The 23,616-nt window shown below is 38.6% G+C and carries 19 protein-coding genes; 16 read left to right on the forward strand and 3 right to left on the reverse strand.

Annotation, left to right across the window (positions count from 1 at the left end):
* Positions 1-155 precede the first annotated feature (155 nt).
* From DRF59_RS13410 to DRF59_RS13450, 9 genes are read left to right on the forward strand one after another with little or no spacing between them, the layout of a single operon-like run.
* A complete protein-coding gene (locus DRF59_RS13410; RefSeq protein WP_115960947.1) occupies positions 156-1,682 on the forward strand; it encodes a pyridoxal phosphate-dependent decarboxylase family protein in 1,527 nt (508 codons plus the stop codon).
* Positions 1,654-4,062 (forward strand): GNAT family N-acetyltransferase, encoded by a 2,409-nt coding sequence (locus DRF59_RS13415; RefSeq protein ID WP_115960950.1) that lies wholly within the window; start codon positions 1,654-1,656, stop codon positions 4,060-4,062. Before DRF59_RS13410 ends, DRF59_RS13415 begins: the two co-directional genes overlap by 29 nt.
* Positions 4,055-5,371 carry a lysine N(6)-hydroxylase/L-ornithine N(5)-oxygenase family protein gene (locus DRF59_RS13420; protein WP_115960953.1) on the forward strand — a complete coding sequence of 439 codons (1,317 nt, stop codon included), beginning with the start codon at positions 4,055-4,057 and terminating at the stop codon, positions 5,369-5,371. The genes DRF59_RS13415 and DRF59_RS13420 overlap by 8 nt, the downstream gene beginning before the upstream one ends.
* 5 nt (positions 5,372-5,376) lie before the next feature.
* Positions 5,377-7,188 carry an IucA/IucC family protein gene (locus DRF59_RS13425; RefSeq protein ID WP_115960956.1) on the forward strand — a complete coding sequence of 604 codons (1,812 nt, stop codon included), beginning with the start codon at positions 5,377-5,379 and terminating at the stop codon, positions 7,186-7,188.
* The gene (locus tag DRF59_RS13430; protein WP_115960959.1) at positions 7,185-8,588 is read left to right on the forward strand and encodes an MATE family efflux transporter; all 1,404 of its coding nucleotides are present in this window, start codon (positions 7,185-7,187) and stop codon (positions 8,586-8,588) included. The genes DRF59_RS13425 and DRF59_RS13430 overlap by 4 nt, the downstream gene beginning before the upstream one ends.
* A gap of 1 nt (position 8,589) precedes the next feature.
* Positions 8,590-8,835: an acyl carrier protein gene (locus DRF59_RS13435; protein WP_002979498.1), complete on the forward strand. Its 246-nt coding sequence runs from the start codon at positions 8,590-8,592 to the stop codon at positions 8,833-8,835.
* A 4-nt stretch (positions 8,836-8,839) separates the two neighbouring features.
* A complete protein-coding gene (locus tag DRF59_RS13440; protein WP_115960962.1) occupies positions 8,840-10,228 on the forward strand; it encodes an AMP-binding protein in 1,389 nt (462 codons plus the stop codon).
* A complete protein-coding gene (locus tag DRF59_RS13445; protein ID WP_115960965.1) occupies positions 10,215-12,632 on the forward strand; it encodes a TonB-dependent receptor in 2,418 nt (805 codons plus the stop codon). Before DRF59_RS13440 ends, DRF59_RS13445 begins: the two co-directional genes overlap by 14 nt.
* 2 nt (positions 12,633-12,634) lie before the next feature.
* Entirely contained in the window at positions 12,635-13,822 is a 1,188-nt protein-coding gene (locus tag DRF59_RS13450; protein ID WP_115960968.1) for a PepSY-associated TM helix domain-containing protein, read from the forward strand.
* A 361-nt stretch (positions 13,823-14,183) separates the two neighbouring features.
* Here the strand turns inward: DRF59_RS13450 and DRF59_RS13455 are convergent, their stop codons facing one another.
* On the reverse strand, positions 14,184-15,674 hold the full coding sequence (locus tag DRF59_RS13455) for an aminotransferase-like domain-containing protein (RefSeq protein WP_115961120.1): 1,491 nt from the start codon (positions 15,672-15,674) through the stop codon (positions 14,184-14,186).
* A 66-nt stretch (positions 15,675-15,740) separates the two neighbouring features.
* On the opposite strand from DRF59_RS13455, the gene DRF59_RS13460 reads away from it, so the two are divergent.
* From DRF59_RS13460 to bioA, 5 genes are all read left to right on the forward strand, one after another.
* Positions 15,741-16,364 (forward strand): hypothetical protein, encoded by a 624-nt coding sequence (locus tag DRF59_RS13460; protein ID WP_115960971.1) that lies wholly within the window; start codon positions 15,741-15,743, stop codon positions 16,362-16,364.
* Positions 16,357-17,466 carry an aminotransferase class I/II-fold pyridoxal phosphate-dependent enzyme gene (locus tag DRF59_RS13465; RefSeq protein WP_115960974.1) on the forward strand — a complete coding sequence of 370 codons (1,110 nt, stop codon included), beginning with the start codon at positions 16,357-16,359 and terminating at the stop codon, positions 17,464-17,466. The genes DRF59_RS13460 and DRF59_RS13465 overlap by 8 nt, the downstream gene beginning before the upstream one ends.
* A gap of 61 nt (positions 17,467-17,527) precedes the next feature.
* Positions 17,528-18,142 carry a dethiobiotin synthase gene (bioD, locus tag DRF59_RS13470; RefSeq protein ID WP_115961123.1) on the forward strand — a complete coding sequence of 205 codons (615 nt, stop codon included), beginning with the start codon at positions 17,528-17,530 and terminating at the stop codon, positions 18,140-18,142.
* Positions 18,142-19,125 (forward strand): biotin synthase BioB, encoded by a 984-nt coding sequence (gene bioB / locus DRF59_RS13475; RefSeq protein ID WP_115960977.1) that lies wholly within the window; start codon positions 18,142-18,144, stop codon positions 19,123-19,125. The genes bioD and bioB overlap by 1 nt, the downstream gene beginning before the upstream one ends.
* A 7-nt stretch (positions 19,126-19,132) precedes the next feature.
* A complete protein-coding gene (gene bioA / locus DRF59_RS13480; RefSeq protein ID WP_115960980.1) occupies positions 19,133-20,425 on the forward strand; it encodes an adenosylmethionine--8-amino-7-oxononanoate transaminase in 1,293 nt (430 codons plus the stop codon).
* Here bioA and DRF59_RS13485 read toward each other — a convergent pair.
* Positions 20,415-20,732, reverse strand: a complete 318-nt coding sequence (locus DRF59_RS13485; protein WP_115960983.1) for a winged helix-turn-helix transcriptional regulator — start codon at positions 20,730-20,732, stop codon at positions 20,415-20,417. The genes bioA and DRF59_RS13485 overlap by 11 nt on opposite strands.
* Positions 20,733-20,822: 90 nt before the next feature.
* Here DRF59_RS13485 and DRF59_RS13490 point away from each other — a divergent pair, with 90 nt between their 5' ends.
* Both DRF59_RS13490 and DRF59_RS13495 read left to right on the forward strand, forming a co-directional pair.
* Positions 20,823-21,587 (forward strand): MBL fold metallo-hydrolase, encoded by a 765-nt coding sequence (locus DRF59_RS13490; protein WP_115960986.1) that lies wholly within the window; start codon positions 20,823-20,825, stop codon positions 21,585-21,587.
* A 62-nt stretch (positions 21,588-21,649) separates the two neighbouring features.
* Positions 21,650-22,357, forward strand: coding sequence for a DUF421 domain-containing protein (locus DRF59_RS13495; RefSeq protein ID WP_115960989.1), 708 nt, complete (start codon positions 21,650-21,652; stop codon positions 22,355-22,357).
* 3 nt (positions 22,358-22,360) lie between these two features.
* Here DRF59_RS13495 and DRF59_RS13500 read toward each other — a convergent pair whose 3' ends face one another.
* The gene (locus DRF59_RS13500; protein ID WP_241505594.1) at positions 22,361-23,572 is read right to left on the reverse strand and encodes a CynX/NimT family MFS transporter; all 1,212 of its coding nucleotides are present in this window, start codon (positions 23,570-23,572) and stop codon (positions 22,361-22,363) included.
* Positions 23,573-23,616 lie beyond the last annotated feature (44 nt).

The raw sequence follows: 23,616 nt of genomic DNA on the forward strand, positions 1-23,616 counted from the left end.
ATAGTCGAGTCAAATTTAGTAATAATTTCGCAATCACAAAATTAAATATAATAAAAAATGTAAAAATTAAAAACTTGATTACCAGATATATACAATAGTGTATCTAAAAAACCACAACAATTCAAAGATTTAAAAAATCACATTACAAAACATTTATGAACAACAATTTAATATCCCTGGAAGCGCTCACAAGCACAACTTCACACCACATTTCAGGGAATTTTGGAAATATTTTCCATCCTGACAATTATGATCATTATCGTAATGCTGTCAACAGTACTTTAGACCTTGTCCGGGAATTTCTTTACAGGAATAATAAACCCTTCAGCGGCATAGAAGCCCAAACAATGAAGGGAATGGTACAACAGATTGATCTTAACCAAAAACTTTCCAATTATAATGAGCTTCTGGCAGAAGTAGATAACATCTATGTAAAACACGCCACAGCTTTTCATCTTCCACAATATGCAGCTCACCTTAACTGCCCTGTAGTAATTCCGGCACTGGCTGCAGAAATTCTTGTAAGTGCCATCAATTCTTCTCAGGATACTTATGATCAGAGCGCAGGAGGGACTTTCATGGAAAGAAAACTGATCGACTGGACCGCTGGCCAGATCGGATATAACACGAATGAAAGCGATGGTGTTTTTACAGCAGGAGGATCACAGAGTAACTTAATGGGGCTGGTCATGATGCGCGACTGTTTTTCTCAAAAAAGATATAATCACAATATTAAAATGGACGGTCTGCCGGCAGAGGCCAGCCGTTTCAGAATATTTGTTTCGGAGAAATCCCACTTCAGCAATCTGAAAAATGCTTCCATAATGGGACTCGGAGAAAAAAGTATCGTTAAAGTTCCGGCCGATGAAAGATTCCGTATGGATATTTCTCTTTTGAAAAAGTATATCAAGCGGGAAGAACAATTGGGAAATATTCCTATCGGAATCGTAGCGACGGCCGGAACTACAGACTTTGGAAATATTGATCCACTGGACGATATCGCGAATATTGCAGAGCATTATAACATCTGGATGCACGTAGATGCAGCTTACGGTTGTGCTTTATTATTAAGTGAAAAATACCGTGATCTGATTAATGGGATTGAAAGAGCAGACTCCGTAACGATAGATTACCACAAATCATTCTTCCAGCCTATCAGCAGCAGTGCTTTTATTGTTAAAAACAAGAAAGAACTGTTGATTCTGAAACATCACGCCGATTATCTGAATCCGAAAGAAATGGATGAAGAGGAAATTCCGGCACAGATTAATAAATCCATTACGCAAAGTACCCGGAGATTTGATGCTTTAAAACTTTGGTTTACCCTGAGAATGATGGGTAAAGAACAGCTGGCAGAATATACAGACACTGTGATTGATCTTACCAAAGATGCAGCAGCCATGATTACGGAAGATGCAGATTTTGAACTTCTTTCAGATTCCGACTTAAGTGTTCTTGTTTTCAGGTATGTAAGACCGGAAATCAGTGATCTGAATGCCCTGAATCAGTACATCAAGATGAAATTGTTCTACAGCGGAGAAATCCTTGTAGCCAGTACAAAGGTAGACGGAAACTTCTATCTGAAATTCACCTTCCTGAACCCGATTACGACTACAGAAGACATTCATCAGATTCTCACCACAATCAAAAATCATGGAAAAGACTTTAATTCAGAAAAATAAAACAGGAGAAAAAGCCAGGGAAATTACTTTCAGGATTTTATTAAACGGAATGCTGAGAGAACTGGGAAACGGGAAATTCTATCAGGGCGTTCCGAAATATGATCTTCTCACGGCAAAAGCGCTTCAAAACAGCGATTATTCATTGTTTATGAGATTTGAAATGAAGAAAAGCGGACTGTTTTTATTTGCTCCGGTTTCGTATCGTTCCGAGACTCTTTTTCATGAATACGGACCTGTTTTATGGGCGGTAAATCATCAAAATCAGGAGGTTTTTGAAGTGAATGACCAAAAACTGATCGAATTGGTTTACAAAGAATTTTCGGAGACAACCGACGAAAGCGGATTCAAACAATTTGTGGAAAGGATTCAGAGTAGTAAAAGAAATCTGGAACTGACAACAAAAGCCTGTCTTCAGGATGATCAGCTTTTAACGTATTCTTTCCTTGAATCTGAGCAAATGCTTCCTGCAGGCCACAATCTGCATCCTTTCACCAAATCAAGAATGGGATTCTCTGAGGAAGAACAGCTTTTATACGGCCCCGAATTCGGAAAAGGATTTCAGCTGGATTATTTCCTGATCCATAAAGACTGCATCACAGAAAAATCTCTTCCGGGAATCTCGGCCAAAGAAATCTTTGAAAAATGGACTTCGTTACCAGAAAGCTACGATTTTGAAAACATCAATGATTTTTACATCGTTCCATGTCATCCATGGGAAGCGCAATATCTTCTGTCTACAGAAGAATATCCTGAAATGCTCGGTTCCGGGAAAATCATTCATATAGGACCATTGGGAGAAGATTTTTATGCAACATCTTCCATAAGAACGGTGTATAATCCTGATTTCAGCTGGATGCTGAAATTTTCTCTGCATGTTTTAATGACAGGTTCTGTAAGGACAAACAGTTTAAAAGATCTCAACAGAGGATATGCTTCCGCTATCTGGTGGCAGCAGGAAAAAACCTCATTTGAAAATGACTTTCCGAATTTTAAATTATTGCTGGAGCCTTCCACATTAAGCGTTCATTATGAAGGGAAGAATATGGACAGTCTGAATATACTGCTCCGTGAAAACCCCTTCTCAGCTGAAGATAAAGTTATTTTATTAGCAAGACTTTGTCAGGATGAATCTACAGACGGATTCAATTTTACGGCACATTTCTTTAAAAATGTTGCGAATCAACTGGGACTTGATGCAGAAAAAGCAGCTATTATCTGGTTTGAAAAATATATAAATCTCCTGCTTTCGCCTATAAACAGATTGTATAATCAATTGGGAATGGCTCCGGAAGCTCATCAGCAGAATCTGCTTGTACAATTGGATAATCAATTGCTTCCTCAATCTATTTATGTGAGAGACGGACAAGGCTATTTAATCAAAGAAAGCTTCAAAGGACAATATGAATCTCTGATCAAAGATTATCCTGAAGTGGAAGATCTTTTTATCAGAGATGAACGTCTTCTGGATATTGTTTCTCACCATCTTTTGGTAAGCAATCTAAGTGCCCTGATCGCTTCTATTGGTAAAACAGGATTGGTTAAAGAACGAAAACTGATTCATATTCTGTACAGAGAATTTGAAAACCTTCATAAATCTGAACCATCATTTTTAACAGATTATGCGTTGAATCGAAGATATTGGGCAGTAAAATCAAATCTTCAGTCAGCGGTTTCAGATGTGGACGGAGGAGTGAATGCTTCAGCTGTTTCTTATGCTAAAGTTCCGAACCTTCTTCACAAACATTTCTTCTCAGATCAGCTGATCCATCCTCAAGGGAAAGAAGTTTTCTTTAAACGGTATTTCCAGAAAGAGGATGTAACCATGAGTATGCGTCCTATTGATCTTGAAAATGACCTTGAAATGCTTCATGAATGGTTCAACCGTGAACATGCCGTGAAAATCTGGCAGATGAACTGGCCTATTGATGAACTGGAAACGTACTACAGACTGATGCTTCCAGGCGATGAAGCGCACAGCTACATTATCGCAGGGAATAACGAACCTTCATGCAATATCGAAGTGTATTGGGCCTGCAGAGATATTGTAGGCGATTATTATGAAGTATTGCCGACAGATTATGGAACGCATCAGTTTATTGCACCTACCGATCCAAAGAAAAAATTCGTTTCTCCATCCACACAGTCTATGGTTGATTATGTTTTTGCGCAGCCACAGGTAGGAAAAATGGTAGGAGAAGGATCTGTAGACTCGCTTGCTTCTATGATGAACAAAGCCCATGTAGGCTTCAAAGTAGAAAAAGTAATTGAAATGCCTCATAAAAAAGCCAACCTGAACTTCTGTTACAGAGAATGGTACTGGGAAAAATTCCCACAGAATAAAGAGGTACAAATCACCACAAACATCACAAAAAATGACTAACGAAGCCGTATACAATGTAATAGGCATAGGAATTGGCCCTTTTAATCTGGGACTTGCCGCATTATCCAATCCGATTCCGGAACTGAAAACTCTTTTCCTGGACCAGCGAGATGGTTTCGACTGGCATCCGGGACTGATGATCGACCATGTAACCCTGCAGACTCCATTTTTATGCGACTGCGTATCCATGGCTGATCCTACGAATCCTTTGAGCCTTTTGAATTATCTGAAAGAAACCGGAAGACTGTATAAATTTTTTATCAGAGAAAACTTCTTCATTCCGAGAAAAGAGTACAACCATTACTGCCAATGGGTGATTGAACAGCTTCCGCAATGCCGTTTTTCTACTCAGGTAGTAGATATTACTTATGAAGAAGGATTATATCATGTAACCACCATTCACACAAAAACCAAAGAAACAACTGTTTTTAAAACGGAAAGATTGATTTTAGGTACCGGAACCCAACCCCATATTCCTTCTTTTATTCCAAAAGATGATTCCAGAATTATTCATACGAGCTCTTATCTGTACAGAAAAGAGGAATTATTATCTCAGGGAAAAAAAATTGCGATTATTGGTTCAGGGCAGAGTGCTGCAGAAGTATTTTATGATCTTCTTCAGAACAGAAATAAAGAAATGCATCTTGGCTGGTATTCCCGTCCCGATAGATTTTTCCCTATGGAATATTCTAAACTGACACTGGAGCTTACTTCTCCGGATTACGTTGATTATTTCTACAACAGAAGCGAATCTGTAAGAAAAACAATTTTAAGCAAGCAGCAAGCTCAGTTTAAAGGAATCAATTACGATCTGATCAATGATATCTACGATTTTATTTATGATCTGAATATCGATAATGCGGATCCTAATCTTAAAATTATTCCTAACAGCCAACTGAATAGAGTAGACAACAGCAATCCGGATTTCATCAATCTTGAGTTTACCCAACTGGAACAGGAAGTTCCTTATGACCAGGAAGCCGATTATCTGATTCTGGGAACAGGATACCGTTATCACGAACCTGGGTTCCTGAAGAATATTCAGTCCAGAATCAAAAGAGATTCCAGCGGATTGTTTGATGTCAACAGAAATTATTCAATAGATCACAACGGAGGCGAAATCTATGTTCTCCATGCTGAAGTTCATACCCACAGCTATATTTCTACAGATCTGGGAATGGCTGCGTACCGTAATTCCTACATCATCAATGATATTCTGGGAAGAGAGCATTATAAAATTGAAAAGAAAATTGCTTTCCAGGACTTTGATGTCGAAAAATATGCTGACTTACCAACTGCCAAAATTTAATCAAAATGAACACCAACTTAAAAAATACAGTAAGCCAGGAAAACTGGAATCAGGCCAACAGAAACCTAATGGCCAAAACCATCGCAGAATTAATGCATGAAGAGCTTCTAAAACCTGCGGCAACTTTTGAAGATAAGGAAGGATATACAGTTTTCAAACTTGAAACAGGCTTTGAAAATATTTCATACAGCTTCCGCGGACAGGAAAGAATGATGGATTACTGGCATATTGATAAAGACAGCATTACGAAAACCGAAAACGGAGAAGACCTGTCTTCGGTAGATGTAGCGGCTTTTTTCCTGGAGATGCAGTCTGTTTTTGACTTAGACCCTTATACCATTGCAAGATATACTGAAGAATTACTGCATACACTGTATTGTGATGCTTTAATCCTATCCAAAGGTGTAATGTCTTCAAAAGAACTTGCTGATGCAGATTATCAGACTGTAGAACACAATATGACAGGACATCCGTGGGTAATTGTAAACAAAAGCCGGTTAGGCTTTTCTCCAAGAGATCTTAAGACATACGCTCCTGAAGCCGCTGAAAATTTAAAAGTCATCTGGCTGGCTTCCCATAAAAGCAGGTCATCATTTCAGGCTTTGGAACATATTAACAGAGATGAGTTCTATCGTTCTGAAATAGGAGATTTATTGTATAATGATTTTCAGCAGCAGCTATTGAGCAAAGGAAAAATTGTTGAAGATTATCATTTCATTCCTGTACATCCATGGCAGTGGGAGCATAAGCTTCAGATTCATTTTGCCGGGGATATTGCTTCCGGACTCTTAATCCAATTAGGAGAGGGTAGTGATACCTACAGTCCGCAGCAGAGTATCCGTACTTTATTTAATGTAGATCATCCACAGAAAAGATATCTGAAAACAGCTGTTTCCATTCTGAGTACAGGGAATATCAGAGGATTATCGCCTAAACAGATGAAAATTGCTCCTGCCATTACAGATTGGGTAAAAGGATTGATAAAAGATGACGCATATCTGGAAAATAAAGAAACGATTTTCCTGGGAGAAGAAGCCGCCATCACTTATCTGCATCCACAGTATGGAGCTATTGCAAGCGTTCCTTATCAATATAATGAATTCCTCGGAGCATTATGGAGAGAAAGTGCTGAAAATTATCTGAAAGAAGATGAGCAAATGGTAACCATGGCTTCTTTACTGTATGTAGATGAAAGCGGAGTTCCGCTGGTTCAGGCATTTGCAGAAAAAGCAGGTCTGAGCATTGAAAAATGGATTGAAAGCTATCTTGAAGCTTATCTTACCCCATTATTACACATCTATTATACACATTCACTATGTGTAACTCCACACGGGGAAAATATTATGGTGGTTCTGAAAAATGGAGTTCCAAAAAGAATCGTCATCAAAGACTTTGTGGATGATATTGTACTTACCACTGAAGCAAGAGAAAAGCTTCCTGCACACCTTGCAGATGGTTTGATTCAGTCTTCCAATAAAGAAAATATCCCATTATTTATTTTACTTGGAGTGTTTGATGCCTTCTTCAGATATCTGTCGAATGCTTTGCATACGTATTCCGGTTTTAAAGAAGAGAAATTCTGGGAATTGGTTCACAACTGTGTAGAAAATTATAAAGCTGAGAATACCCACCTTCAGGAAAGATACGAAAAGTATGATCTGTACGTGCCTGCATTCAAAAGATTCTATATTAACAGTCTGCGTCTGAAAAATAACGGTTACAGTGAAAACAAGGCATTTGCTATTCCGAGAAAAGACGGAGCACTGCCTAATCCGCTGTACCAGATTGCCAATAAAAATTCAGTAGCAGCAGTATGAGGAAATTCCTGCATTTACTAAAAGAGGGAGCGGTTTTTACGTATGGAGCCATAGCAGGAAAAAAGGTTGAACTGACTTCCGGAAGTATCAACCGTTCCATCTTTAGTCTTGCCATTCCCATGGTGATGGAGCTTGTCATGGAATCTGTTTTTGTGAGTGTCAATCTATTGATTATCGCAAAATTAGGCGACAAGGTTCTTGGTCTTGTGGGAATTACAGATAACTACATCAATTTCGCTTATGCCATTGCCGTAGGACTTGGCATCGCAGCAGCAACCCTTATTGCAAGAAGAGCCGGAGAAAAAGATCAGGAAGGAATGGGCAGAACGGCTCAGTACATTATCCTGCTTGCCCTGTTTTTTGCCCTGCTTATTGGTGGTATTTCCTGTTATTTTTCCCCTGAAATTGTTGATTTTCTGGGTGTCAATGTCAATACGGTAACAGATGGAGTCTCTTTTTCAAGACTGGTGTTTTTGAGTATCGGACTTGTGATTCTCCGTCTTTCGGTGAATGGACTTTTCAGAGGTGCCGGTGATGCAGATATTGCCATGAAATCACTTTGGATCTGCCATATTTCGAATATCATTTTTGCAGTGGTCCTTGTTTTCGGATTAGGATTTATTCCTGCTTTCGGATTGATGGGATTGGCGTATGCTACGGTTTTATCAAGGCTTTTAGGAGTTTTGTATCAGGCTTTTATATTTCTGTCCGGAAAAACCAGCATCAGCATCGGAGTTCCTTTTCAGCTTGATATTCCATTGTTACAGAAGATTCTGAAACTCGCCTTTGGAGGATTGGTTCAGTATATCATTCCCACGTCCAGCTGGCTTATTATGGTGAAGATCATTTCTACTTTCGGAACAACCGCTCTTGCAGGATACATTATTGCCCAGCGTATTGCTTCAGTGGCTACAATGCCTGCCTGGGGAATAGGAAATGCGGCCGGAGTTCTTACAGGTCAGAATCTGGGTGCCGGAGAACCGGAACGTGCAGAAAAAACAGTCTGGAGGGCCGGAACGATCAATATGACTTATCTGGTCATTGTAGCCTTATTCTGGCAGATAACAGCGGAGTATGTGGTGAAATTTTTCACTACTGAACCTGAAGTTGCAGCATATGCAGTGCAGTACATCCATGTGGTCTCGATGGCTTACCTGCTGTTGGGATTCACAATGGTCATCAGCCGTGCATTGAATGCTGCCGGAAATATTATGCAGGTTACCCTGTTGTATCTTGTCATGTTTTATGTGATTCAGCTTCCTATGGCTTATCTCTTGGGGGTAAAGCTTCATTGGGAACTGACAGGAATATTTACCGCTATCGTTTCTTCGGAAATTGTCCTAGCAGTGTTATTCCTGATGATTTTTAGAAATGGAAAATGGAAAACTATAAAAATTTAAAATGAACACTACAGAAGAATTTTATGAAATTATCGCCTCTGCCATCGCTATAAAAAAAGAATTGGTAGATGAAAAGCTTACGTATCAGGAAATCCCGGAATGGGATTCTATGTCTCATCTTCTGATCGTAGAAGCGCTTGAACAGTTTTATCAGATCAAATTTGATTTTAATGATATTCTTGAGATGGGAACCGTCGGAAAGATTCGTGAAAAAATGAAAAAATATGATGTATTCGTAGAAAACTAAGCCTATGAAAATTTTAGAAAATGTAATTGCCAATAAGAACCTGGCGTTTACAGATGCTTCCACCGGTACAACAATACCGGTGGGAACACTGTATCGGTCTTTAGGCTTAAACCCCGTAGAAAAAGGCCTGCTTTTTTTGTACAATGATAATCAGCTTCCAAGCATTGAAGTGCTCCTCAATTTTTATGGAACAGCACATACCATTGCGTTACTGGGACAGAAACTTCATGAGGAATTTAAAGAACGTATTGAGGCAGAATACCGTCCGAAATACATCTTTGATCCACAGAGAGAAGCCATTGAAGGATATACTCTGAAAGCATTCTCAGACAACACCAGAATCTTTGCAAAGGATGATTATAAAGCTGAGATTATCATTCATCCGGACATTAAAATACTTCTGAGTACTTCAGGGACAACAGGTGTTCCGAAACTGGTTAAGTTATCTGATGAAAGTCTTTATCAAAATGCTCTGAGCATCCTTCAGTACATGCCGATTCAGGAAACGGATGTGGTTCCCTTAAACGTTCCGGTCAATTTTGTATACGGGTTCTCTATTTTCACCACCAACTGCATGCGCGCCGGAAGAATTGTGTGTACAGATAAAGACATCATGCAGAAAGCATTTTGGGATGAAATGGAAGAGTACGGCTACAGCACTTTGGGCGGGGTTCCCTTTCTTTATGAAAACCTGAACAGAATAGGATTTTTCAGAAAAGATTCTCCAAGCCTTAGATATTTTACTCATACCGGAGGTGTGATTAATGCGGAATTGAGAAAAACTATTTTCTCTTATTGTCATGAATTTAAAAAGGAATTCTTTGCACAATACGGTCAGACCGAAGCGGGGGGAAGAATGGCTTATCTTACAACAGAAGGTTTATTAGAAGGAGAAACATCCATCGGAACTCCTGTGCATAACGGAGATTTCAGAATTGATCCTGAAACGGATGAACTTCTCTTTTCTCATGTCAGTATTTTTGGAGGATATGCCAATACACTGGAGGATCTTGCTACGTACGAGCAGCCTTCCGTACTGCATACCGGAGATACTGCCAGAAAAGGTGAAAACGGAATTTATTATATCACAGGAAGAATAAAACGTATCATGAAGCTTTTCGGAATACGCCTTAATCTCGATGAGGTAGAATTCATTCTTAAAAATGAAATGCAGGGCAATACCTTCGTATGTCTGAATGCCAATGATAAAAAAATCGTTGTGCTGTATGACAATCCGGAAATAGATCCTCAGATCATCACCGAAACCATTAAAAATAAACTACGTATCAATCCACAATATGTACGCGTAGAACTTATAGAAACATTTCCTTTATCACAAAACGGTAAAATAAACTATCCCCTGTTACAAAAATTACAGCATGAAAACATCTAAAACCCTTATATTACTTCTTGGTCTTGCTTTATCTTCCAACTCGCTTTCTGCACAGCAGGGCGACAGGATTCATGGCAAAATCATGCTGTCTGAAAAAGCACCGGTAAAAAATGCTATTTTAAGACTTGTCAATACGTCTTATCAGGCAAAAACCAATAATTCAGGAGAATATTACTTTGAAAATGTGCCGCCTGGCGAATATACCCTTCAGGTGGTTTTAAATGACATTGAACTGATGAGGGAACCCATCCACATTCAGAAAGATGTCTATGAAATCCCTGCGATCTACGCTCCTTTACACAACAATGTTATTGAAGGAATTACTGTATATGCCGTGAGCAGAAATAAATTTTTGGATAAAGACAGCACTTCAGTGGCTAAAATGCCTCTGAAAGTTCTTGAAAATCCACAGGCTTACACAAGCATTAACCAGCAGATCATGAAGGAACAGCTTACTTACGATATTTCGGAAGTATTGAAAAATGTTCCAGGTATGGTAAAAATGCAGGGTAGTCCGGGAAGAGGCTCGGGAGACGGAAGTTTCTACTACAGCCTTAGAGGATTTCCTACCAAAGTATCGATGGTAGATGGTGTTCCTGCAACCACCAATGGTGAGATCGATCCTGCCGATATTGAACGTCTGGAAGTAATTAAAGGCCCATCAGGAACATTGTACGGAGGGGCTGTAACTTCTTTTGGAGGTTTGATTAATGCTGTAACCAAAAAACCGAAAGATTATTTCGGAGGAGAAGCTTCTTATCTGATGGGAAGTTATAATCTGAACCGTGTAACCGCTGATGTTTACGGCCCGATGACAGAATCCAGAAATATGTTATTCCGTTTAAATGCGGCGTATCAGTATCAGAATGGCTTCAGAGATTCCGAATTCAGGAAGTCTTTCTTTGTGGCACCAACAATAAGTTATCAGGTGAATGACAGATTGAAATTTAATTTAGGAGCCCAGATCTACAATTATGAAGGAACCAATACTCCGATTATTTTCCTTCCGAGAACAAGAGCCTATTTTGCCCACAACCCGGACGAGCTGGGCTTCGACTGGAAAAAGTCTTATTCTAATAATGATATTACTTTAAAAGCACCTTCGATCAATGTAAAAGCTGAAGCGAATTACAAAATTTCAGACAAATGGACTTCACAAACTTTGCTTTCAAGAAACTTCAGAAAAACAGAGGGATTATATCAGTACCAGTTCATCAGAGGAAATGCCAGTGATGCGATGCTGGAACGTAATGTGCAGTGGCAAAACTCAGAAGCTTCTTCTACAAGTGTTCAGCAGAACTTCAACGGAGAATTTAAAATCGGAAGTATTAAAAATAAAGTATTGATCGGACTGGATTATCTGAATCAGACCATCAACAACAACCATTCCCCGATCGTGGTGTATGACAATATCAACGGGCAGACTTTAGCAGGATATGCCAACATTACGAGAGATCTTGTGCTGCAAAAAATTCAGACTTCAACAGCACCTTTGGTAAGAAATAACTCTTCATCCAATCTTTATGGAGCTTATATTTCAAATGTCACCTATATTACAGACCGTTTGATCACTCTTTTAAGCTTGCGTATGGATCATTATGAAAGTAAAAGACAGCTGAACCTGAATACCAATATCCGGACCGGTGATTTCAATCAAACTGCATGGTCTCCGAAAGTAGGTATTGTATATCAGATTCTTAAAGACCAGTTATCTGCCTATGGTAACTTCATGAATGGTTTCAGCTATACAGCCCCTGTTGCCCAGCAGCTCCCAGACATTAGCGGAGATATGAAACCTCAGATGGCCAACCAGTGGGAAGTAGGAGTGAAAGGAAACCTTTGGAGAAACAAGATTAATTTTACCGTTTCATATTACGATATTCTTGTTGACAACATCCAGAGAGGAAGCGGTGTAATACGTGACGGAAAAGAATACAATATTGTTGTTCAGGATGGAAAGCAAAGGAGTAAAGGGATTGAAATCGAAACCATCATGAATCCTGTTCAGGGATTAAACATCATGGCCGGATACAGTTATAATCACAGCAGATACGAAAAAGCAGATCCGGCGGTAGACGGGCGCCGCCCGGAATCTGCAGGTCCTGCCAATGTATTCAATTCATGGATCAGCTATATCCTTCCCATCAAAGGACTTCAGGGACTAGGAGTAGGTTTTGGAGTAAACCGTGTAGGAAAACAGATTACCGGAAATAAAGTGGTTACCGGACAGTTTGCATTTCCTGCCTACACTTTAATCAATGCTTCCATTTCCCTTGAAAAAGAAAGATACAGATTAGGATTTAAAATGAATAACCTGGGTAATGTACAGTATTTTGCAGGGCAGGGAGTTATCGTAGCTCAGATGCCTCGTAATTTTGTTGCTGAGGTAAGCTTTAAATTTTAAGGATGAAATTAAAGTTGAGAAAAATTGCCTATCAGTTACATCTATGGCTCGGATTCACGTCCGGGCTTATCGTTGTTATTATGGCAGCTACCGGATGCATTCTGGCTTTTGAAGACGAATTAAAACATATTGTTTACCCCAACAGATATTTTGTTGAAAACATTGGCAGAAAAAAACTTTCATTGTCTGAGCTTACGGAAAAAGCAGAAAAAGCACTTCCTGAAGGATTGAAGGTTAAAAGGGTAGTGATGTCTTCCGATCCTTCAAGAACCTATGTATTCCGTACTCTGAAGTTAGATAATGAAGCATGGACCTATTGGGGAACTTATCTTTATTATCATCGAATTTACGTAGATCCTTACACCGGAAAAGTGCAGGAAGTAGAAGATGCCAAAAAAGATTTCTTCGAAATTGTACTGAATCTTCACCGAAGACTTCTGCTGGGTGAGAAAATCGGAAAAACGATTACCGGTTATTCCACATTGATATTAGCTGTAATCCTTTTATCGGGGCTTGTGATATGGTATCCCCGAAAAATGAGTAAAGCCATGCTGAAAGGAATGTTTTTCATTAAAATATCGGCCAATTGGAAAAGAATCAACTATGATGCTCATAATGTTTTAGGATTCTATGCCATCATTCCTTTACTTTTAATATCTTATTCTGCATTGATATGGAGCTTTGAAGATGTAGATAAATGGGTAAAGAACACACTGAACGGAAACATTCCTACAGAAAAGAAAGCCAAAAGCGCCATTCCTTCTGAAGAATTTTCAAACCGGGAAAACATTCTCAATCTTATTGGAAACACCGTGGAAAAAGGACTTCAGGATAAGAAATCAGCCTTTATCAATTTTCCGAGATCGGAAGAAGGAACTTATTATGCAGAGTTGACCTATGACAGAAGACAATACAGAAATGAACAGTTTAATTTTGATCAGTATTCAGGAGAAATTTTAAAATATCAATCATATAAAAACAAAAATACCGGATATGGAACCGCATTAAGGGAAAGAAATTACGATCTTCACACCGGAAGTATTCTGGGACTGACCACCAGAATCATTTATTTTCTGACAGCCATTATCGCAACTTCACTTCCCATCACCGGTTTTATTATTTATTTCAATAAGAAAAAGAAGAAACCAAAACATAAGAAGAACAAAATAATTTTTCCTTCTCATCATTAATAAAAGCCTCTGGAAAAGGGCTTTTACTCTTTTTAAAACCACAAAAGGCATAAAGAATTTTATTTAAACACTTTAGTCACTTAAGTAAGATTGAAATTAATAATGCAGAAAAGATCACATAAGAAAATCAAAGATTTTCAAGAAACTTAGGTATACTTTTATTATTTATTAAGTTTGGCTTAAAAAAACTTAAGTGTTTAAAAACTTTTGTGCCTTTTATGGTTAAAAAAAATAATCAATCTAAAAGGTTAGAACGTCATATTATCCAGTGTCAATTTTATCGAAGATAAAATCCTCGCGCCTTAAAACACATTATTTTGGTCCTTATTTGCGCCTTTGCGTTTTCCAACTAATAAAATAATCAGCTTATCAACCCTTTCACATTTTTAGTAAAAACTTCAATTCCTTTATTCATTTCTTCAACATTCAAATCCCCAAAACCCAGACGCATTGCCGTAAGATCTTTATTCTGATACAACAGTGTTTTAGGAATAAAAAGATTATCCCTTGTACAATTCCGGCTCAGCTGCATCAGATTCAATGGAATATTCCATTCCAGCCATATGGCCAGCCCTCCGGAAGGTTTTTGAAAAGAGATAAAATCACCCAGATTCTCTTCCAGCAACAAAGAAAAATAATCACGTCTTTCCTGGTAGACTTTTAAAGATTTCTTTAGATAACGGTTGATTTCACCTTCTGCAATCATCTCTCCAAGCGCTCTTTCCATGAGAATATCTCCCTGACGGTCGATTATTCCCAGATATTTACGCATTTCTGTCATTAAATTCTCAGGAGCCACAATAAACCCTGTCCTGAATCCCGGAGCCAGAGACTTTCCAAAAGAACCGATGTAGATCACCATTCCGTTGGTATCAGCGCTGGCTAAGGGAAGAATCGGACTTTTATCATAATGAAATTCATAATCATAATCGTCTTCCAGAATAATAAATCCGTATTCATTAGCCAGTTCCAGCAACTCAAAACGTCTTTGAGCACTCAATGCAACTGTAGTAGGATAGTGGTGATGCGGCGTAAGGTAAAGCATCCGTATATTCTGCTTTTTACAGGCTTCACGGACATTTTCTACTATAATTCCTTCTTCATCAATGGGAATCGAAACAATGTCAACACCAGCTTTCATAAAGATCATATTAACTGAAAAGTAGCTCAAAGCTCCTACTAATACGGTATCACCTTTGGAAAGAAGAATCTCGGAAACAATATAAATACTCATTTCCGTACTTCGGGTGATCAGCAGATTGTTCTTGGAAATAGGAAGCCCCCGGGAAAGGTTCAGGTATTGGGATAAATGTTCTTTAAAAAATTCACTCCCGTCATGATTATAATGTCCAAAAGCTTTCTGGCTGGATTTGCGTTTCAGGATAGAACTGTAAAACCGTGAATGCTGTCCGATTTGCGTCAAGCGGATATCCGGTACCCCATCATTAAAGACATATTCACAATTGGAATGCTCAAAAGGATTATCTAAAATATTAGATGTTTTAAATGAAAAACCAGTCGAAACAGGGTAGTTCTGAAGGTTATTTTGCTTAAAATCATTCAATTTAACGGGTTTTTCCTGATCCTTTCCAATGACAAATGTACCTTTATTCGGAAAACTCTCCGTCCAGCCCTGGGCTGATAATTCATCGTATACGGCAACTGCTGTATTCCTGTGGATCTCCAGCATTTCACTGAACGTTCTTGTTCCCGGAAGCTTGGTTCCGAAAGGCAAAAATCCCCGCTGAATTGCATTGATCAGCTGATTAGCGATCTGTAAATAGATAGATGTTTCTGATTTTCTATCAATTTTTATAAAACTTTCGTAAGGAATCTTAACCGGACTATCCATAATATCAAAACTGGCACCATACAACCATCCGGCAATATACTACTTTTGACATCAAAATAAAAATCTATGGAATTTCATCATCTGTTAAAAAGAATTGTACAGGACGGAAGTACCCATGCCAAATGGCTCAATACACTTTCTTTCATGGAAAATGCCGGTGCAAAAAAGATATCAAAATGTGAACATCCAACATTGGTTTCTCAGATCCAGCTGAAACATGCTGCCGAAGAGCACCGCCACGCTTATTATCTGAAAAAACAGATCGGTAAAATAAACCCTGAACTCTGCAAAACATACGAAAGGTCAGAGCTTCTGGCACCTATAGCAACAAGCCAATATCTTCACTCATTAGATATTAAAGCATGCCGCTATCTTCAGAAAGCTTTTAATCTTAATAAAACAGATATTAAATATGCTGCCTATCTGTTCGTAACCTATGCTATTGAGGTTCGGGCAGATGAACTTTATCCGGTTTATCAGCAGGCGCTTACTGAAGCCTCTTCTAAAATTATGGTGAAATCTATTATTCTTGAAGAAGAAGGTCATTTAGAAGAAATGATTCATCAGCTCAATGAGTTTTCACCAGACTGGAAACACCATGCAGATCATATTCTGGACATAGAAAAAGAACTGCATAAAGAGTGGATTAATGCGATTACAGAAGAAGTAGCTCAATTAAATTATGCTTAGCAATACTTCCCGTTTTCAGGAATATCTTGATAAACGAAAAGAGAAGGGAACCTTAAGAAGTTTAAGGCTTCAATCCGATGGAATTGATTTTTATTCCAATGATTATCTGGGGTTTGCAAAAAGTAAAGACCTTCAACAATTACTGCTGCAAAAGATTATGGATAATCCTCAACTGCTTTCGGGAAGCACAGGTTCAAGGTTAATTAGCGGAAACAGTGATATTGCAGTTTCCGTGGAAAATGAGATTGCGCAGAAACATCATTTTGAATCGGCATTGCTTTTCCCATCCGGATACAATGCCAACCTGGCTTTGTTTTCAACGCTTCCCAGCCGTCATGATATCGTTATTGTTGATGAACAGATTCATCGGTCTGTACATGATGCGTATAAGCTTTCGAATGCTAAAAAACTGAAATTTAAGCATAATGACACTGAAGACCTTGAAAATATTTTGAAAAGACAGCAGGGACATTGTTATATCGCGATCGAAAGTTTGTACTCGATGGAAGGAGATTTTGCTCCAATTCATGAAATCGCTGGACTTGCCAGTAAGTATAAAGCTTCTTTGATTGTTGATGAAGCCCACGCCTTCGGAGTTTTTGGATATGGATTGATTGAAAAATATCAGTTGCATGATCAGGTTTCAGCAGCAGTTATCACTTACGGAAAAGCTCTTGGAAGCCACGGAGCAGCAATTCTTTGTAATGAAACGGTGAAATCTTATCTGATCAATTTTGCCAGTCCGTTCATTTATACCACATCAGCACAGGATTTTCAATGGATGAGTATAAAGACTGGATATGAATTTTTGGATCAAAACCATGAACCGACAATCCAGCTTCAAAATAATATCAAAACTTTCCGAAGCCAAAATTTACCGTCTCCATCCGCAGAAACAAGTCCTGTTCAGGCTATTGTGATCCCGGATAACCAAAGACTGAAAGAATTACAGGACATTTTATCTGAAGAAGGATTTTTAACCTATGCCATATACAGTCCTACAGTAAAAGAAGGAAGCGAAAGACTGAGAATATGTCTCCACAGCTTTAATACAGAAGAGGAAATTATGAAACTAACAGGAATTATTAAAGAATTTGTTTAAAACAAAAAATAAACTTTCAAAACCCCTGAACACGAATCCCGAACCCCGAATCCAAAAAAACATGAAATTATTTATAACAGGAATAGGAACCGAAATAGGAAAAACAGTGTGCTCTGCTGTTTTGGTTCAGCATTTTAAAGCAGAATACTGGAAACCCATACAGTCTGGTGATCTGCATTATACAGACAGCCATAAAATTGAAGCATGGACAGATACCAACGTCTGCCATCCGGAAACTTACCGTTTACAGCTGGCAGCATCACCACATCAATCTGCAAGAGAAGAAAATATCACCATCAATCTGAATGATTTTCAACTCCCCAAAACAGCAAATCCACTGATTGTAGAAGGAGCCGGAGGCCTTATGGTACCGATTTCAGACACAATATTTATGATCGATCTGATTGAGGAACTAAACCTTCCCGCAGCATTGGTTGTAAGAAACTATCTGGGCTGCATCAATCACAGCTTACTTTCAATCTTAGCCTTACAACAGAGGGAAATACCATTGCAATATCTAATTCTTAACGGAGATTTCCCGGAAGATACAGAAAGAGTGATCTGCAGTTTTATCGAAAAAGAAACAAAAATTATAAAGATTCCGGAAATCAATACTACTGATAAGGAATCTATACAACTTGCTGTAAAGCAATTAACAATAACAAAAATAGGATAATGGATACAAAAACAACATTGAGAAACGACTGGACCAAAGAGGAAATCGAAGAAATTTATCACCTTCCTTTAATGGAACTGATTTATAAGGCAGCAACCGTACACCGGGAATGGCATGATCCTTCTGAAGTGCAAATCTCTACTTTATTATCCATCAAAACCGGTGGATGCCCTGAAGACTGCTCCTACTGCGGACAGGCAGCCCGTTATCACACCAACATCAAAGTACAGGCTTTATTACCTACAGAAACGGTAATTGCCCATGCACAGAAAGCAAAAGATTCCGGATCTTCAAGATTCTGTATGGCAGCAGCATGGCGTGAAGTTCGTAATAACCGTGATTTTGACCGGGTGATTGACATGGTAAAAGGGGTAAACGAACTAGGGCTGGAAGTTTGCTGTACACTGGGTATGCTTACCGAAGAACAGGCCATCAGACTTCAGGAAGCTGGATTATATGCTTATAATCACAACCTTGATACTTCTGAGCAGTATTATGAGGAGATCATCTCTACCAGAACTTTTGACAACAGAATCAATACGATCAACAATGTAAGAAAAGCAGGAATTACAGTATGCTCCGGAGGAATCATCGGACTTGGTGAAACTCACAAAGACAGAATTTCAATGCTTCTGACGCTGGCAACAATGCCAAAACATCCGGAATCTGTTCCTATCAATGCATTGGCAAGGGTAGAAGGAACACCATTGGCTGATAATGAAAAAGTAGACACCTGGGAAATGGTAAGAATGATCGCTACGGCAAGAATCGTAATGCCATCTTCTATGGTAAGATTAAGTGCAGGACGTATAGAAATGTCTGAAACAGAACAGGCATGGTGCTTTATGGCAGGAGCCAATTCCATTTTCACGGGAGAAAGAGAAACCTTATTGGTAACGCCTAATCCGGGAGTTTCTGAAGATATGCAGATGTTGCAGACATTAGGATTGAAACCTATGATGAAAAAAGAAACCTGTTGTTAGATCAAAAATGAATACAATAACAAAAGAAATCAGTCTGCAGGAGAGAGATAAAGCAGTCAACTGGCATCCGTATACGCAGATGAAAACAGCTGATGATGCCATTCCTATTGTAAAAGGAAAAGGGATTTATCTGTATGATACCGAAGGAAAAAAATATCTGGATGTTGTTTCATCATGGTGGGTAACATTGCACGGCCATTCTCATCCTTATATTGCTCAACGTGTTTTTGAACAATTAAATACTTTAGAGCAGGTTATTTTTGCAGGATTTACCCATGAGCCGGCAGTACAGTTTTCAGAAAATCTGCTGAAACTTCTGCCTGATAGCCAGGAAAAGGTCTTTTATTCGGATAATGGCTCTACCGCAGTAGAAGTTGCTTTGAAAATGTGTATTCAATATGCATACAATAAAGAGAAAAAGAAGACGAAGATTTTGGCTTTTAAAAATGCGTATCACGGAGATACCTTCGGAGCCATGTCTGTAAGCGGAAAAAGCTTCTGGACAAAACCTTTTGAAAGCATGCTGTTTGAAGTTGTTTTTATAGATACACCCAATGCAGAAAATCTTGAAAATCTGCAGCAACAGATTAAAGAACTGGCCGGTGAAGTCGCTTGTTTTATCTATGAGCCATTAGTTCAGGGGGCTGCCGGAATGCTGATGTATAAAGCTGAAGACCTAAGCCAGCTGATGAATTTCTGCAGGGAAGAAGGTATTCTTATGATTCAGGATGAAGTTTTTACAGGATTCGGAAGGACAGGAAAACTTTTCGCAGCAGATTATCTTACAGAAAAGCCGGATATCATGTGTTTTTCAAAAGGATTGACAGGAGGAACCATGCCCATGGGAATCACTACCTGTTCCAATGACATCTATGATGCTTTCCTTTCTGAAGACCGTTATAAAACCTTATTTCACGGGCATTCGTTTACAGCCAATCCTTTAGCCTGTACCGCGGCTCTTGCCAGTATGGAATTACTATTGACAAATGAAACTCAAATGAATATCAACCGCATCACTCATCAACATTCAGAGTTTGTGAAAGCACTTGCTTTACATCCTCGTGTAGAAAAGGTTCGTCAGATCGGAACTATTTTAGCGTTCGATTTCAAAACCGGGAATGGTACTTCTTATTTCAATGAAATAGGGAAGAAGCTTTACAATGAATTCTTACAGAGAGGGATTATCATGAGGCCGTTGGGAAATGTAATATATCTGGTTCCGCCATATTGTATTACTTCCGAAGAATTGGATTTTGTCTATCAGAATATAATAGAAATTCTTGATACCTTCAGGGATTAAGGTCATTTCCCCAATTATGCAGTGCATTAAGGATTGGTCCTAATTTTCTAGCTCTGTCTGTCAGGGTATAATAAACTTCCGGAGGAAAATTATAAACTTCAATCCGTTGAATAATATCATTTTCCTCCAATTGTTTCAGTTGTTCAGAAAGAACCTTTTTTGAAACCCTGGGCATCTGTCTCCAGAGTTCCACAAAACGCACTTTATCTTCTTCAAAAAGACAGGAAAGGATCAGCGGTTTCCATTTGCCGGATAAAATATCAAGACTGCGGCGGAGTCCACAGTTTTTAAACTCTTCAAAATTCATCAGTTACTTTAATGTATATGGTTAACCTTTTGGTAACCTTCGATTATCTTTCGCTGTTTTAGCAATAGCTTTGAAGACAAATTTAAACAAATGAAACTACAATTATGGCGCAATGCAACATTAGTGTTAAAGGTTAATGGTATTCAGATTCTTGTTGATCCTATGTTGGGAAAAAAGGGATCATTAGGTATATTTCCAATGACAGATAATGAATTAGCAAATCCTTTGGTAGATCTACCTTTTGATAAAGAAGAATTAAAGAAAAAGCTAGAAAGAGTAGACGCAGTTGCTGTAACCCACCTTCATCCTGATCATTGGGATGCTGCTGCTATTGAACTCCTGGACAAGAATATTCCGGTCATCTGTTCCGATGTTATTTCAGGACAGATTGCAGAACAAGGCTTTACCAATATCATCGTTCTGAAGGATCAGCTTCAATGGAATACTATTGAAATATCCAAAACCAAAGGCCGGCATGGAACCGGAGAAATCGGAGAGAAAATGGGAATCGTGAATGGTTTTGTTTTTAAAAAAGACAATAAATCCGTATACATCGCAGGAGACACGATCTGGTATGATGAAATTGCTGCAGAAATTGACAAACATCAGCCACAGCACATCATTGTAGCGGGTGGAGCTGCTACTTTTTCCGTAGGAGATCCTATTATTATGACCAGTGAAGACATCGTAAAAGTATGTGAATCTGCTCCGGAATCTACTGTTTGGGTAACGCATCTGGAAGCCCTAAGCCACTGCAGGGAAGACAGAAAATTTATTCAGAAAAAGATCCATGAAAACGGAATAGCGGGAAGATGTTTTATACTTAATGATGGTGAAGAGGTAAGCCTGAAATAGATATGAACAAATAACAGGGAGTTATGGCTTATTTTTTGAATATCCCCTGATAAATAATTTTTATGCTGTCAGTTTTTCTCTTAAATCTTGATTGGAAAGAATTATTATTGGGTCACGAAGAATGGTCTTTTCTTTTAGAGATCATTCTTCGTACCATAATTATGTTCCTGGCTATTATCATCGGACTTAGAATTTTAGGTAAAAGAGGTGTAAAACAACTCTCAATCTTTGAATTGGTAGTCATAATCGGTCTGGGGTCGGCAGCAGGAGATCCGATGTTTAATAAGGATGTCGGAATTATTTCATCCCTTATTGTTTTTATTGTTATTATTCTCCTGTATTCCATTGTGACCCATTTTATCGGAAAAAGTAAAGATTTTGAAAATTTGGTTGAAGGGAAGTCCATCTGCCTGATAGAAAATGGCGAATTCTCCATTAAAAACTTTCAGAAAGAAAATCTGGGGAGTGACGAATTCTTTGCAGAGCTCAGGCTAAAAGGAGTTTCACAGCTAGGGCAGGTTGAAATGGCTATAGAAGAAATATCAGGAGAGATCAGTGTATTCTTTTTCGAAGATGAATCTGTAAAATATGGCCTTCCTATTATGCCGGACTCATTAAATAATCCGTTAAAACATATTCATGAGGAAAGACATTATTCTTGTACATTCTGCGGATATACAGAACATAAAAAAACGGGTAATGCCGGATGCTGCCCCAATTGCCAAAAAGAAGAATGGGTAGCATCCAGCAATAAAAGACGGGTGACCTGACCTTTACCCCTGATCCTCAACACATCTGTTTCTTGCGGCCTTCATTCCGAAATAAAACATGAACAATACAGCTGTACTCAAAAAATAGAACGAAGTGTTCCAGGAAGTATCCCTGTCATGCAGCTTCCCAAAAACCGGAGGTCCGAATGCCGCAATCAGATATCCTACAGATTGTGCCATTCCGGAAATTTTTACCGCATTGATACTATTTTTGGTTCTTGTAGAGAAAAACAAAATGGATAAACTAAAGGACAATCCGTTAGAAATTCCTATGATAACGGCATTTACATAGATCCATTCTGACTTAAAGAAAATAAACATCATTGTACTTCCAAACATTAATGCACATATAAACAGGATCATTATTCTTTGATCTTTCATTTTCCCTGCAATAATCGGACAACAAAAGGTTATCGGAATCATCGTAAACTGAATAATAAAAAGAACCCACCCTGAGCTTTCCGCCTGCATATGATAATCGGAAAGAAAAGAGGGCAGCCAGGCAACCATACAATAATAAAACAATGATTGCAACCCCATGAAAATACTGATGTTCCAGGCCTGGGAAGATTTAAACATATTAAAGCCCGAAGCCCTTAAAACTGCTTTAGGCTGCTCAGAAGCCCTCTTATTGAAAATAAGTTCCAGAATTACCACAAGCAATCCCAAAACGGCTATAACCAGCCAGACTCCCAGAGAACCACGCCAGCCTAAACCGGTCCATTCTCCGATTTTCACACTGAACCCAGAAGCTAGGGCAGCAGTAAGATTCATTGATACTGCAAAAATTCCAGTCATCAGTCCAATCTGGCCGGGGAAATTATTTTTGACATATCCGGGAGTAACTACATTCCCTATACATATTCCTAACCCTATAAACAGGGAGCCTAAAAACAACAGCCAGACGGAACCTGAGATACGGAGGAGTAACCCCATACTTAAGATGATCAATGAGTACATTAAAAGCCTGTTAAGCCCCAGCTTACCGGAAAATCTGCTGACCAGAACAGAACAGGCCGCAAACATAAAAAGTGGAATAGAAGTGAGAAGGCTTACCTGAAAATTATCCAGTTTCAATGCATCTCTTACTTCTCCCAATACAGGCGAAACTGCAACAATAGGAGACCTGAGATTACTTGAAATCAGGATAACAACCAATACGTTAATGATCAATAAAACATAAGAAGCATCTTTTTTTACTTCATTCTTCATCATAATAAAAACTTTTGCACAAAATTAATACAGCTGTTTTGTTTAAT

Source organism: Chryseobacterium flavum, assembly GCF_003385595.1.
GTDB classification, from domain to species: Bacteria; Bacteroidota; Bacteroidia; order Flavobacteriales; family Weeksellaceae; genus Chryseobacterium; species Chryseobacterium flavum.